The sequence below is a fragment of the Bacillus sp. V33-4 genome (genome assembly GCF_002860225.1).
In the GTDB taxonomy this organism is placed as follows: domain Bacteria; phylum Bacillota; class Bacilli; order Bacillales; family Cytobacillaceae; genus Bacillus_BJ; species Bacillus_BJ canaveralius.
The window spans coordinates 1-14,375 of sequence record NZ_PGVC01000024.1; the positions used below are offsets into that span (position 1 = coordinate 1).

A 14,375-nucleotide genomic window follows, 5' to 3' on the forward strand; every position below is an offset into this window, starting at 1 on the left:
GACACTTACTCGGGTTGGACTTTCACCAACTAGCAATTAACGGCTTGCTGGGCACGCATAAATAAAAAAACGCCTACCAGGCCAGAGCCAAGGGAGGCGTTTTTAAGATTATATAGCAGACACTGCGATAATTTTGATTTGATCAGATTCAACGACTGCTTTGAAGTCTTTCACTTCAGGTTGTTCAAAGATAAAGTCGGCAATTGCATCCTCAAGTTGTTCTTGGATGACTCTGCGCAGCGGTCTTGCACCGAAAGCAGGATTGTATCCAAGCGCAACTAATTTTTCTTTCGCTTCAGTTGAAACTTCCAAGGTTAAGCCTTGTGAAGCGAGAGTTTGATCCAGGTCTTTCAACATAATATCGACAATTTGCAGCAGGTCTTCTTTCTTCAATGCTGAGAATTCGATAATGCTGTCAAATCGGTTTAGGAATTCCGGTTTGAAGAATCCCCCGAGCGATTGCAGGATTGAAGCTTCCTCAATAGCTGAGCTTGCACCAAAGCCCATTACATTGCGCTTTTCACCAACGCCTGCATTGCTTGTCATGATAATAACTGCATTTTTAAAGCTTACAGTGCGGCCCTGGCTGTCAGTTAGACGGCCATCATCCAAAATTTGCAGGAACATATGCATGACATCTGGATGCGCTTTTTCAATTTCATCCATTAAAATAATACTGTATGGGTTTCTGCGTACTTTTTCTGTTAATTGCCCTGCTTCTTCATGTCCTACATATCCAGGAGGTGAACCAATTAATTTAGAAACACTGTGTTTTTCCATGAATTCACTCATATCAAGGCGGATCATGGATTCTTTATCGCCGAATAATTCTTCAGCAAGTGCTTTTGATAGCTCAGTTTTCCCTACACCGGTTGGACCTACAAATAGGAATGAACCGATTGGGCGGTTTTTCGATTTTAGTCCGGCGCGGCTTCGGCGGATCGCCTTACTTACTTTTTTCACAGCTTCTTCCTGCCCAATTACCTTCTTGGAAATTCCTTCTTGAAGGTGGACCATTCTGATTTGCTCGTCTTCCTGGAGTTTCCCAACAGGAATGCCGGTTTTTTCTTCGATGATGCTTTGAATATCTTCGACAGATACAATCAGACGTTCGGTGTTTAGTCCTGTCTGAAGAAGCTTTTCTAAGTTTGCTTCTTCATCGCGAAGTGCAGCTGCTTTTTCATAAGCTTCTTCGTTTAACGCTTCTTCTTTTTCTTGATGAATTTGCGCAAGCCGCTCTCTTACATGATCTTCATTGCCGCCCTCAATCGTCAAATTGAGTTTTGATCCTGCTTCATCCATCAAGTCGATGGCTTTGTCAGGCAGGAAGCGGTCCTGGATATAGCGATGTGAAAGCTCCACAGCTGCTTTAAGGGCTTCATCACTGTATGTGACTTCATGATACGTTTCGTAACTCTCTTTTAAGCCATGTAAAATCGCTAACGCTTCTTCAGTAGTCGGCTCATCAACTTGAACGGGTTGGAATCGGCGTTCAAGCGCGCCATCTTTTTCAATCTTTCTATACTCTGAAAGGGTAGTTGCCCCAACAAGCTGCAATTCACCGCGTGCAAGCGCAGGCTTCAGGATATTTCCTGCGTCCATCGAGCCTTCAGCAGATCCCGCTCCAACGATTTGGTGAATTTCATCGATAAATAAAATCACATTTTTTCGTTCCTGCAATTCAGAAATCAGCTGCTTCATGCGCTCTTCGAATTGGCCGCGGATACCTGTATTAGAAACCAAGGAAGCAACATCAAGCATATAAACTACTTTGTTGCGGAGTTTAGCCGGGACAGAACCTTCAGCAATTTTTGAAGCCAAGCCTTCTGCAATAGCGGTTTTACCGACACCTGGTTCCCCAATCAGGACCGGGTTATTTTTATTGCGGCGGTTTAAAATTTCGATAACTCTGCTTACTTCTTTATCGCGCCCGATCACGGGGTCAACAAGGCCAGCTTTTGCAGCATCCGTAAGATTGCGTCCGTATTGCCCGATCAATCCTCCACCGCCACTTTGTTGTTTGCGTCCTGCTTCTGGCTGTTTAACTTTATCAAATGGCTTAGATGAATGAGAGAAGCCTTCAAATGGATCATTCCCAAAATTCATTCCACCCATGGCTGCACCAAGTTTATTACGCTCTTCTTTATAGCAAGTGGAGCACAATTTTAATTCATGGTATTGGCCGTTCAGATTCATACTTAACTTAATAGTAGCGTGATTTTCATTACATCTTTCACAATACATCCTGTGACTCCTCCTTTTATTGTTATTATCATTTTTAATGGTCCTAATTTCGCTGTTTGACTTTGACTAACTTTGACCTTTATTGAATTATACACTAATTTTCTATAATTTCAAGGTGTTTGTTGGGCATGGAAAAAATTAGTTGTGCAAGATGTTTTTATTGGAATTACAGAGGATATAGAGGAGTAGTTTATTCATTCAGCTGTTTAAGCGAAAACTCGAGTTGATTCAAGCAAAAGCCCGCTTTATTTAAGTGAAACCATAATGTGTGACATTTAAAGCCCTAACTCACTTGGACACCCGTCCTGAAGCAAGAAAAACCCATGTATCACGGGTTTTTCTTTACTTATCAATATAACAATGCATCTGCATCTACAATTTCAACAGTTAAATTTTCATTAGCTGATAAATCGATTTCGTATGGTTTGACTTCCTGGTCATCTTCGTTCCTGATAATTCTGATCTCAGGGCGCCCAACTGCATTAAAATTATATTTGCTGACGATTCCGGTTCTTCCGTCATTTAGTCTTACGGTTAGTCCTTGCGGATAGATAGCAATACAATTTTTAAATAGTTCAACTTGTTTACTTTCAAACTTGGTGCCGCTCCCGGCGTAAAGCAATTCAATACCTTTATGTGGCAGCATCGCTGGTCTGTAGACACGATGACTTGTCGATGCATCAAATACATCTGCCACACTGAGGATTTTTGCGTAATTATGGATTTCGTTTCCCTTTAAACCTCGCGGATATCCAGACCCATCGTTTCTTTCATGATGTTGAAGTGCACAATGGGAAACAGGTAAAGGGATTTCATGAATCTTGCGAAGAATGTCAAACCCCAGCTCGGTATGAGTCTTTACATGCTTATATTCCTCTGCTGTTAAATTTCCAGGTTTATGTAAAATCTCCGGTGAGATATACATCTTTCCCACATCATGCAACATTGCCCCCAATCCAAGTTCTTCAATGTTCTTAAGCGGCAGCCCGTTCTCTAAGGCCAACTGGCAGGCGTATATGCTTACATTAAGACTGTGTGTATACACATAATTATCATGTGCCTTGGTCGTTGCCAATAAATTAAGTGCAGTCGGATTGTCGGTTAAACAACTTAGGATATCTTTAAATATTTTTTGAAAGCTTCGTATCGCTCTGCCAGTTTTCATCATTCCCTCAATATTTGCGTTGTTTTTCTGTAAACCGGCAATGGTTGTTAACCCTTCTGTTATTACATTTACAGCTTCTGTACGTAACTCCGCGGGAATGGACTCAATGATTTCAATTCCTTCTGATGCTTCATCTTCTATGTAAACTGTAGAAATATTAAATTTTATTAATCGTTCAATTAAGCCATCTGTCAGCTCTGTCCCTTTTGCTAAAAGGATTTGTCCGTTCTGATTATAAATGGATTGGCCTAATTTTATTCCCGATTCACATCTATCTAACGTGATTAACCGCATTTGCTCTCTCCACCCCAAATATACTGGAAGTTTTTTTAGAATTGTATATCCATTATACCATATACGAATATAGGTATTTTGACCTATTAAAACCAACAAATAACGCTGATAGATGTTGTGTTTTTCATTACCACTTTGTTCCTTATAACATCTCTAGAATGAATAGATACCATTTGATTGATTTTCTCATCTGCCGGGGGAGTTCGGTGGAGTTTTGTACATATACATTTTTATTAAGTAACTTGGTAAATACCAACTCAGGTAAATAGTTGAGCATTTACTTAAATTTAACAAACATTTAAAATAGCAAAAGGAATTAAAGAACTATAATAATAGTATATAATCGACAATTTTCAACAAGGTGAACGTATGAAAAATAACCGCATGATTAATTGTATAAGTTTCCTTGGTTTTCTAAAATCTAACCGGGATGTTCTCTATCAAGAATTTAAAAAAAATGAAGAACTCCAGAGGCTTATGCAAGCTGAAAAAGTAAATACTGTATTTCAGCCAATCCTTTCATTAGAAGAAGGCCGGACAATTGGATTTGAAATTCTAAACCGCCCGCAAACTACCCCGCTGTTCTCGACGACAGAAAAGTTCTATGACTATGTGGGTAAAAGCCGCGACATCTTTTTAGTAGAACATTTTTTGCGTAATCTTTCTCTTGAAAGATACTCTGAACAAATTAATAGCTCACAATATCACAAGGACAAACTCGTGTTCCTTAACATCCAGCCTCAAGTGCTGGCAGATCCTGCTTATCAAAGCGGCAAAACGCTGGAATTGCTTGCTAAACACAATCTTTCTCCAAACCAGATTGTGTTGGAGCTTACTGAAAAAGAAGCCGTCATTGACTATAGCCAGTTCGAAAGAATGATTGAGCATTATCGGGAGCAGGGATTTCGCATTGCAGTAGATGATGCAGGGACGGGCTATAACAGCTTAAAAACGCTGGTTTATTTAAAACCGGAATTTATAAAGTTAGACAAATCTCTGATTCGAAATATCAGTGAACATCCGGCGCAGCAACATTTAGTCGAACTGCTTTTGGAATTTGCATCGCAATCTGAAACATTGATCATAGCAGAGGGAATTGAGACATTATCAGAGCTGAGATTTTTACAGAACCTAGGAGTTCAGATGGGTCAGGGCTTTGGACTTGGAAAACCGAAACCAACATTAATTGATGGGAGTTTGCCATTATCACACCCTACTAAATGCAAAGAATTTGCCTGATAAACAATTTCTTCCTTAACCGGACTAATCTAATAGGATTTGTCAAAAAAACCCTCACGGCTCGCGAGGGTTTTTTGCATTAGACTAATTTAATGAACTCTTCATCCAAATCTTCAAGGGTAAGAAACACGCTCTTCTTAACAGCCTTACATCTTTTTTTCACTTTAGCAGCTTTTTTGCTTAATTGCTCGACTGTTGTAAGTGAATTATTAGTATTTTGAATGACTGCAATCGAAATACTTACCAGAGGGACATTTTCAAGTATTCCCTGTCTGCTGATTGCTTGCACATAACCTTTTTCCAAATCTTCCTTTGAATAAAAACGGTGGATCGAATTGTCGAAGCGAGTGATGATTGAATTGCATATTCCTTCATGATGAAAATGTGGAATAACTGCAATAAAATCATCGCCGCCAATATGTCCAACAAATGAAGGTTCGTTATCAGCAGTTAGAATCGTCTCCGTTACAATATTAGCTGTTTCGCGAATTAATTCATCCCCTTCTCTAAAGCCATATGTATCGTTAAAAACTTTAAATGAGTCGATGTCGATATAGAGGACACTAAAGCTCCTGTAGGATAATACTTCCTGTAATGTTTCCTCAATGACGGAATTTCCCGGCAGACCGGTAAGCGGATTGGAGTAACGTGCAATGCGAATTTGCACCTCTGACAATTTGATCAACAATTCCCGTATGCTTACAATTCCATACATGCGGTCCTTTTTGGTAACAATAACGCAGTCATAAATATTTCCCTGTTTTCGATTCATCGCAAGCGCACTAACTTCCGCAATTGGCACAGAGTAATCAACCGTCAATAGTTCCTGGTCCATGACGAGGTCGATGGTTCGTTTCATAAAAAGGTCAAAGCCATATTTAGTAGAAAGCTTTTGATAAAAATGGGTTTTCATGACCAGTCCAACTGGCTGTTCGTCCGAACATACAACAATTCCCTCTAAAGATGGAATTTCATTAAACATCCTGTAGACTTCCTCACATTTTGTTGAAGGAGTTACGGTTTTAATTTCCTCTGCAATATCTCCAATAGTTATGTGCATAAAGACACCTTCATTTCCATATATGAGTTTTTTTCTATAAGAAATTCTTGTTTTGCCAGATTATCACTTTGACACCATGAACTCCAATATACCGCGCAATGTTTAATATTGCTCAAGCAGGACATTCTCCTTTTCTATTAAAATAGGAAAATTTTCCGGCGTCGCACACCGAAACCATCATCTACTTTGCTCAGCTTGTAGATTATGAACTGTTCCTTCCAATTAAACTTTTTAAGGCAAAGAACTAAGCTGTCCTGAAGTGAAAAATAAGGGTTAGAATACAATGTAATAGAGTTAGGAATGAATTTCACAGATGGATGTAGATGCGAGGTTGATTCATGGATAAACACCATCCAAAAATAATCAAATGCTCTTATTTATAAGTTACTGCATTAATATTAATCGTTTGTAAAATTGATGTAAAATATTAGATTTTATTATGAATTTTTACCTATGACAGAAGTATCTCTTTTTTTGTAATGACATACAACTATTTATCTAAAAAATTTTTTATAAAATAAGAAAATTGGCAAAGGATTTCCCCGTGCCAATTGTTAAACCACTGCATACAGTTCTTATTCAAACTTGATTCTCCTCATTGCAATAAACAAGAATAATAAGGAAAATACAAGCAGGATCGCGACATTATCGAGCACATCCAGGAGAGTGCCTCCAGTTGCGACAAGATCCGTGAAGCCTCTGATCGCCCATGTTTGTGGTAAAAATTCTGCGATTTTTTGCATAAACACCGGTTCAATTTCAAGCGGCCAATAGACACCGCTCACCATACAAGTAGCAACGACAACTATATTTCCGATTGAAGATTGCTGCTCTACCGTATTTACCATTCCTGCAATCAATAAGCCTAAACCGACGATAGCAAACAACATAGCTGAAACTAATAGGATGACAGCAAATGGGTCTCCCCATTGTACACCGAACAGAAAATGAGTAAAGATCATCAAAGCACCGAACTGAATCCAACCAATCAGGAAGAAAGACAATAGATAACCGGTGGAAATTTCAAGTCTTGAAGCAGGAGTAGATAACATACGATACCAAACTCCATTTTTCCGCGCCTCCAAAATCGTGCCGGTGACACTCATCATCACAATCATGACAAACATAATCGAAAAGCCCGAAGCACTCGCAGATATTCCGCTCATTTGTGGTGCTGTAGCTTTCTCGTCGATGTTTATTTTATCAATAGCTAAAGGCTTTGTTTGCGGCGCGTTTTTCAATCGTTCAAACATCACTTGCCAGGCTTCACCGCTGTGTTCACTCCACTTATTTGATGCTAAAACCTCCAGTTTCATCTTCACAAGCTTATTGGATAAAATTTGGGTAATCGTAGATGTTGAAGAGAACTCCGGAATATGCTGAAAAGTGACATTCGGCGCTTGCTTTGCAAGCATACGTTCTTGAAACCCTTTTGATACAATAATTGCTCCGCCCATCTCCTTTGACTCGAGCATTTGTTTTGCTTTTTTCGAAGAACTTTTCCGAATCTCAAAAAGGGTATTATTCTCTTCAATCTGGTCGAATAAAGATTGAGACAGGACTGATCTATCCTGATCGACAAACAGAACTATCATTTTCTCCTCAACATCTGTACCGAAAAGCGATCCAAAAATGAAAGTGAACAATAATGGCATTGCAAACATAAGAAGATAACTTTGCCGTTTTTTTAGTAACCTCTGTATTTCCATTCTACAAATCGCCCACATCTTCCTCATCCGTTTTCCTCCTTAACCTGCCCTCAATCGCCATGTACCAATTGCTAACGATACAAGGCCCATCATCAGCAATACAACGATTGGTACTGATAGCTCGTGCCATGCCGTACCCGACATGATTTCTAAAAAACTTGTTAGCGCCCATTTATTTGGGGTAATATTTGCCAGAGTCTTGAGCGTATCAGGGAATACATAAATGGGAAGCATTGATCCTCCTAAAATAGCGAAAATTTGAATACCAACACCGCTTATAACATCCGTCGCTTTGGCGTCTGAAATAACAGCAGCTAACATCATTGATAATCCAGAAACAGCGACAGAATAAGAAATACCCACTGCAATAACCTGCAGTACATTATCGCCCCAATTGACATTAAAGAATAGAGTAGTTGCCGTAAAGAATATCAAAAGCTGGATGTTCGCAAATAAAAGCGTGCCTAAAAATTTTCCAAACAGAATCGATATATTACTTGTCGGAGATATCATTAATCGGGATAATGTCTCTGTTGCACGCTCCTCAATAATAGATTTTGCTCCAATTGTTGCATTGAACAACATAAACATTGCTGCCATCCCCGCCGCGTAATATTGCATGGCTGAAACAAGTTTTTCACCAATCGATCTCTCGTTTATTTGAACGTCATTTTTTGCGGTATGACTCAAGTCTGACGCGATTACTGTTGCAGCATCTCGGATATTGACTTTACCTGATGCAACAGCTGCAGACTCAGTCAAGTCAGTGATCACTGTGTTGGCGGTGACGGAAACGGTCTTGACGCGCTCACTAAAGGACTGCAATACCGATTCAATTACCGACGCTTTCAATTGGTTTTCAGATTGAGAAAAAATAGCGACTTCCCTCAACTCGCCTTTATCCAGATTACTGCTCCATTGTTTCGGAAAGACCATACCTATATCTATTTTTTCATCACGTACCATTTCTTTCAGTTTTTGTTCACTTTTCACGATTTTCACTTTGATGAAAGATATTTCTGCTAAAACGTCTTTGTTGAACGTTTCCGCCAGCGGATCTTGGTCACTTTGGTACAATCCCAGTGTTGTTTCTCTAAAACCACCATCGCCTCCCATAACCGAACTTAAGGCAGTACCTAAAATGGCCGTCAGCAAAAGCGGCATAAAAATCATCGTCAAAAATCCTTTACGGTCTGCCAAACGGATCTTAAAGTCCTTCCAGGCAATAAGTAAACTCTTCAACTTCATTCCTCCTAATCACGCAGCGATCGTCCGGTTAATGATAAAAAGAGATTTTCTAAATTAGGCTCTTGAACTTCAAAGGATTGGACTTGGACATGATTCTTGACAGCGCAAGACATGATTTCACCCACCACATGCTGGTGGCTGCTAACAAAAATATCGAGTGAATCATTTTCATCATTCGTGATGATTCTCGCCACCTCTGGCATTTCTTTCACGCATGTGATAAAGCCATCATTTAAGCGACTTACACGCAATTTTATAGCGGTCCCTCCCGCAAGACGATTGCACAAATCTGCTTTTGTACCAAGAGCGATCATTTTACCTTGATCAACAATGCCGATCCGGTCACATAAAAAATCAACCTCTTCCATGTAGTGGCTCGTATATATGACCGTCATCCCATTCTGATTTAATTGTTGGATAGTTTGCAAAATATGATTTCTCGATTGCGGATCAATTCCAACAGTTGGTTCGTCCATAATCAACAATTCAGGTTCATGCATTAAAGAAGCACCAATATTAATTCGTCGTTTCATTCCTCCCGAAAAGGTTTCAATCTTATCTTTAGCCCGGTCACGGAGTCCTACATAATCAAGCACCGCTTCTGCACGTTTTTTCGTTTGCGAACCCGTTAAGCCATACATTCTTCCCCAGAAAAGCAAGTTATCCCTTGCTGACATCGTCGGGTATAATGCAATCTCCTGTGGGACAACCCCTATTTTCTTTTTAACTGCCATCGTATTATTCTTAACTGAGTTTCCACCAACGGTAATCTCTCCAGAGTCGTACGAAAGCAATCCGCAAATCATGCTGATTGTCGTTGATTTCCCAGCGCCATTTGGTCCTAATAACCCAAAAGCTTCCCCTTTTTGGACTGTGAATGAAACGCCGCGCACTACCTCTTTCTGGCCAAATGATTTTTTGATGTCATCAACCACTAACATGTATGTGTCACTCCCTCTTCTCAATATCTAATTTCATTTTATTTCTTTATGGCGTATTCTCCATGTAGCGCAAGGTAGAAATTCGCAAAAAAAAAAGACCTTACGCAGGCCTTTTAGAATTTCCGATATGCTAAAAGTCATGTGCCGATACACAGCGGATCATCATTCAAAAACAGTGATTCCATAACGAACCGCAAAAATAGCTGCTTGGGTACGGTCACGTAATCCGAGCTTATTAATAAGATTAGAGACATGGTTTTTTACTGTTCCTTCAGTAATAAAAAGAGTGGCAGCAATTTCTTTATTGCTGAAGCCATATCCGAGCTGGCGAAGAACATCTAATTCCCGCTCAGTAAGTTCGTCTAAAGCCTTTGGCGCCGTCACCCTTTCGTTCGGACTTTTTAACTCTCTTGATTTCTTTAACTCTATAAGCATTTGAGCCGTAATATCAGGCGGTAAAACCAGTCCCCCAGACTGCACTGTCATAATCGCTTTCACGATCGTATCTGTAGACATATCTTTTAATAAATATCCACTTGCACCTTCCTCTAATGCTGTAAAAATAAGTGCACTATCTTTAAAAGTTGTTAACATTAACACTTTAGTTCCAGTTGTGTTTTTCGTAATTAAACTTGCTCCTTCCACGCCGCTTGTACCTGGCATGCGAATATCCATTAATACTATATCTGGATTTAGTTTTTTAACTTTTTCATAAGCTTCAAGACCATCACCTGCCGTCCCAATAATTTCAAGCTCCGGCCTCAGTCCGAGAAGTGTAGCCAACCCATCCCTGATCAACGGCTGATCATCAACAATTATAACTTTTATCATTTGCTGCCTCCCGAGATCCACTTTCTTTGCAGAAGCGGAAATTGTGCTCTCATCCGAAAACCTTCTCCTTCTATACTCTCAAATAAAACCGATCCTCCATGCTCTTCAATCCGTTCTCTCATATTTATCAGACCAAATCCCGGCTCAATCGATTTAACTCCTGTTCCGTTATCCTTTGTTAATAAGATGACCTCTTCCCCTGAGCATTCTATGTTCAGAAAAAAAGCGGCGGCGTTTCCATGTCTTTTAGCATTCGTTAGTGCTTCCTGAATCGTTCTGATGATCGTAGGCTGAAGCGATACAGGAATGGTAGCAGGATCACCTTTGAGCTCGAATACCGTTGCTAATTCTGCCGTTTTATAAAAATCATCCAATAATTTGCGGATTGATTGAATAAGTGTTAGTTGCTCTCCTTCATCGTCGTGCAGAGTTCGCACTGAAAACCGGATTTCCTGGAGAGCATCCCGGGCCAATTGCTCACAAACGACTAATTTCTCTTCAGCCGTGTGCACATCCAACTTTAATAATTCTCGCCCGAGCTGTAATTGCACAAGTAAGGCGGTCATCTTATGACCAACCGTATCATGAATTTCCCTGGCAACCCGGTTGCGTTCGCGAATCGTTGTCAGTTCTTCTACTTGTTTCGAATAAATCTCAAGCTGCCCGTGTGCTTCCGATAACGCCCGATGGGAAATATTCACTTGATCATATTGTTTGTTCAAAGTATCCAGTGCTGCATGCAATTTACGGATCAGATCGCCGACAACTGCCCCAAATACCACAAATGAAAAACTAATTAAATTTTCCCAAAAATAGAAGGAACCAATTGTCCTCCACCAGTAAAACATCATGCCTGCCCATAAAAGCGAAAATAACCCCATACTCAGTGCTAACATCGTTTTGTTTGAAATGCCAATAAACAAGGTTACTGTAACAACTCCCAATAAAATTAAATACAAAGTGGAGCCCGGAAATAAAAACCCAAATGAAAAACTAATTAAGGCATCCACAATTATAATCACGGTCAGCTGCTTTTCGCCTTTTATTGAATAGAGGCGGAAATGGTTAAACAAATAAATGAGTGCTGCAGCTATTACATAAAATTTCAGAACATTATTTTGTTCAGGTATTTTCAAGTAATATATGAAGGTTAGCAGCAACAGCATAACGATTCGTATGTAGGTTAACAACTCTTCACCCCAAGTATATGTATTTAAATCTCTAAAGAAGATTTCGTTCTGACGGGCAAAAAGCCCTTCTTTTGAGTATACCTATGGAATAATCATGTGTGTCAACTGAATAGTAAAAAAGAGCCAACGCCTTGCGGAAACAAGCCAAAAGCCGTTTGTTCCTACTGTTCAGCCCTGGAAGCGCCAGGTCAACAATGTCGGAGATGGACATTAAAACGCCCACTTATAATTGGAAAAGTTTATACTTTTCCTATAATCCAAAAAGCCATCCATAACAATGGATGACTGTTTATTTCCTGATATTGATCAAGTGATCATTACCGACACAACTGATCTGCTTCTATAATTTAAATCTCACTAAAGTCGATTGCATATCTTCAGCCAGAACAGATAAAGATTGTGCAGATGCGGAAACCTCTTCCATCGTGGCAAGTTGTTCCTGGCTGGAAGCCGCATTCTGCTGGCTTGTAGTAGCCCCTTCTTCTGCTACTCCTTTTACTACGTCAATCGCTTCAACTATTTGATTGCTGCCTTCCGACATCTGTGTGATAGAGGTTGCAACCTCCTGGACCTTATCACTGACCTGGGAGACCCCTTGCTCAATCATTTGGAATAATTCTCCGAATTTTTGCGTTTTGACAACACCGTCTGCTACTTTTTCTGTACCGATTAGCATTGAAGAAACAGCCTGGTCAGTTTCTTTCTGGATGGCTCCGATCAGTTCAGATATTTGTTGTGCTGAAGCAGATGATTGTTCTGCCAGCTTTCTTACTTCATCTGCCACAACGGCAAAACCTTGGCCATGTTCTCCGGCACGAGCTGCTTCAATTGCTGCATTCAATGCAAGTAAATTCGTTTGTCCTGCAATTTCCGTAATGATCGATACAATTCCAACAATTTCCTTAGATCTATCACCAAGGTTTTGGATAATCGCAGATGTACTTTGTACAGTTTGGTGGATATCATTCATATGAGTGATCACACCTTCAACACTGTTGGCACCATCAGTGGATATTTGCAGTGTATGTTGTGTCAATTCGGATACTTCACTGCTGTTTGCGGCAATTTGTTCAATACCTACAGACAATTGATTAACAGCAGTGGCCGCTCCATTAATGCTGTTAAGTTGTTCATCAGCACCTGCAGCAATCTGTTGGGTTGCCGCCGCAACTTGCTGTGCAGAAAGGCTGCTTTGTTCCGCAATAGCCGTTAATTCTTCTGAAGATGCTGTTAACGTATTAGCCGATTTATTAACCTGGCTTAACACGGAACGAAGAGAATCTACCATAACATTAAAGCTTTGTCCCAATTGCCCCAGCTCATCATTCGATGTAATTTCAATCTTTTCATCAAGACTGCCTTGATTGATTTTTTCTGTAGCTTCCATCAAGGTTTTTAAAGGACTGCTGATTGATTTAATAATAAAAAACACTAGAATGGTGGCAAGTACCAATGCTACTAAGATGACAATAAATGTTGTGACTAAAATTGGGCGCGCCTCTACGTCTATTTCCGATGAATACATCGTTCCGGAAATTTTCCATCCCGTTACTTTATTCGTTTCAAACATCAGCTTTTTTTCTTCGCCGTCAAGCATGTATGCTGTTTGGCCTGAATCATGATCATACATGTATTTATGCTCAGCGCCGTTAGCATCCGCACCTACTGGCTGCTTCGGGTGAATCAAAAATTTGCTGTTTTTATCCAGCACCTGAGGGTAACCTTCATTACCTATTTTTGCCTCATTGACCATCGCTGCGAGAGTGTCAATGTTAACGTCAAAAGCAACTACGCCGCTGTTGTCGTTCAGTGTTTTTGCCAGAGTGATGGTCACCAGGCCTGAACTTTTATCCTCAACAGGATCAGTGATAATCACTTTTCCTGAATTATCAGTCGCTTGTTGAAACCAAATTTTTTCTTCCGGGTCGCCTGATTCTTGTTCTGAAGAGCTTAATAAAGCACCTGTATTCGTACCTATATAGACATTTTCAATTTCCGGATATACTTCACTAAAATCGACAAGCTTCTTTGTTGTGTTTGTGATTTGTGATTGATCAAACTGGTCATTTGTAAAAGAACCAGATAAGTAATCTACCACTTTCATTTTATCTTCAAAAAATAGAGTTACATTTTGATTGATTAATTTCACATTTTCACTGGCTGCATTGAGAATTTGGCCCTCAACTTTTGATTTTGCTGATTGGTAAGATATTAATCCAATCGCGATTGTTGGTATTAATAGAACTAATGAAAAAGCGATGATAAGTTTATTCTTGATGTTAAGTTTAAAAAACGAAAGCATATGTTATTCCTATTCCTTTCTATATGTGTAATATCTTGATGCATTATTTACTACATTTTTTTCCTTTCTTTTCATTATATAAAAAAACGCTGCTGTTTTAGGTAATCCTACCTATAAACAGGAAGCGTTTAGTTTATAGCAGGTTCGCTACT

Annotated in this window: 10 protein-coding genes and 1 pseudogene; 1 reads left to right on the top strand and 10 read right to left on the bottom strand. The window is 39.7% G+C overall.

The annotated features are described in order from the left end of the window. Positions 1–108: 108 nt before the first annotated feature. Both CVD23_RS09285 and CVD23_RS09290 read right to left on the bottom strand, forming a co-directional pair. Entirely contained in the window at positions 109–2,244 is a 2,136-nt protein-coding gene (locus CVD23_RS09285) for an ATP-dependent Clp protease ATP-binding subunit (protein ID WP_101575913.1), read from the bottom strand. Between the two features lie 349 nt (positions 2,245–2,593). Next, positions 2,594–3,703: an HD-GYP domain-containing protein gene (locus CVD23_RS09290; RefSeq protein ID WP_101665841.1), complete on the bottom strand. Its 1,110-nt coding sequence runs from the start codon at positions 3,701–3,703 to the stop codon at positions 2,594–2,596. Between the two features lie 369 nt (positions 3,704–4,072). Here CVD23_RS09290 and CVD23_RS09295 point away from each other — a divergent pair, with 369 nt between their 5' ends. Continuing rightward, positions 4,073–4,942, top strand: coding sequence for an EAL domain-containing protein (locus CVD23_RS09295; RefSeq protein ID WP_101575915.1), 870 nt, complete (start codon positions 4,073–4,075; stop codon positions 4,940–4,942). A 79-nt stretch (positions 4,943–5,021) separates the two neighbouring features. On the opposite strand, the gene CVD23_RS09300 is transcribed toward CVD23_RS09295, so the two are convergent. The 8 genes and pseudogenes from CVD23_RS09300 to CVD23_RS22860 all read right to left on the bottom strand — a co-directional run. Further along, the gene (locus CVD23_RS09300; protein ID WP_101665842.1) at positions 5,022–6,002 is read right to left on the bottom strand and encodes a GGDEF domain-containing protein; all 981 of its coding nucleotides are present in this window, start codon (positions 6,000–6,002) and stop codon (positions 5,022–5,024) included. 575 nt (positions 6,003–6,577) lie between these two features. After that, positions 6,578–7,738, bottom strand: coding sequence for an ABC transporter permease (locus tag CVD23_RS09305; RefSeq protein WP_101665843.1), 1,161 nt, complete (start codon positions 7,736–7,738; stop codon positions 6,578–6,580). Between the two features lie 12 nt (positions 7,739–7,750). Next, positions 7,751–8,953: an ABC transporter permease gene (locus CVD23_RS09310; protein ID WP_101665844.1), complete on the bottom strand. Its 1,203-nt coding sequence runs from the start codon at positions 8,951–8,953 to the stop codon at positions 7,751–7,753. Between the two features lie 11 nt (positions 8,954–8,964). After that, positions 8,965–9,900, bottom strand: coding sequence for an ABC transporter ATP-binding protein (locus CVD23_RS09315; RefSeq protein ID WP_101665845.1), 936 nt, complete (start codon positions 9,898–9,900; stop codon positions 8,965–8,967). Positions 9,901–10,062: 162 nt separating this feature from the next. Next, on the bottom strand, positions 10,063–10,731 hold the full coding sequence (locus tag CVD23_RS09320) for a response regulator (protein WP_101665846.1): 669 nt from the start codon (positions 10,729–10,731) through the stop codon (positions 10,063–10,065). Continuing rightward, positions 10,728–11,921 (bottom strand): sensor histidine kinase, encoded by a 1,194-nt coding sequence (locus CVD23_RS09325; protein WP_101575921.1) that lies wholly within the window; start codon positions 11,919–11,921, stop codon positions 10,728–10,730. Before CVD23_RS09325 ends, CVD23_RS09320 begins: the two co-directional genes overlap by 4 nt. 340 nt (positions 11,922–12,261) lie before the next feature. After that, complete coding sequence (locus CVD23_RS22855) at positions 12,262–13,209, bottom strand: methyl-accepting chemotaxis protein (RefSeq protein WP_374702629.1); 948 nt, start codon at positions 13,207–13,209, stop codon at positions 12,262–12,264. Then, positions 13,204–14,223: pseudogene (locus CVD23_RS22860) on the bottom strand (cache domain-containing protein); the annotation flags it as partial. The pseudogene CVD23_RS22860 and the gene CVD23_RS22855, both read right to left, overlap by 6 nt. Positions 14,224–14,375: the final 152 nt, after the last annotated feature.

Bases quoted from the DNA above. Each gene is read 5' to 3' on its own strand.
- CVD23_RS09315 (WP_101665845.1), bottom strand. From the start codon at position 9,900: ATGTTAGTGGTTGATGACATCAAAAAATCATTTGGCCAGAAAGAGGTA.
- CVD23_RS09320 (WP_101665846.1), bottom strand. From the start codon at position 10,731: ATGATAAAAGTTATAATTGTTGATGATCAGCCGTTGATCAGGGATGGG.
- CVD23_RS22855 (WP_374702629.1), bottom strand. From the start codon at position 13,209: ATGGTAGATTCTCTTCGTTCCGTGTTAAGCCAGGTTAATAAATCGGCT.
- CVD23_RS09305 (WP_101665843.1), bottom strand. From the start codon at position 7,738: ATGAGGAAGATGTGGGCGATTTGTAGAATGGAAATACAGAGGTTACTA.
- CVD23_RS09285 (WP_101575913.1), bottom strand. From the start codon at position 2,244: ATGTATTGTGAAAGATGTAATGAAAATCACGCTACTATTAAGTTAAGT.
- CVD23_RS09295 (WP_101575915.1), top strand. From the start codon at position 4,073: ATGAAAAATAACCGCATGATTAATTGTATAAGTTTCCTTGGTTTTCTA.
- CVD23_RS09300 (WP_101665842.1), bottom strand. From the start codon at position 6,002: ATGCACATAACTATTGGAGATATTGCAGAGGAAATTAAAACCGTAACT.
- CVD23_RS09290 (WP_101665841.1), bottom strand. From the start codon at position 3,703: ATGCGGTTAATCACGTTAGATAGATGTGAATCGGGAATAAAATTAGGC.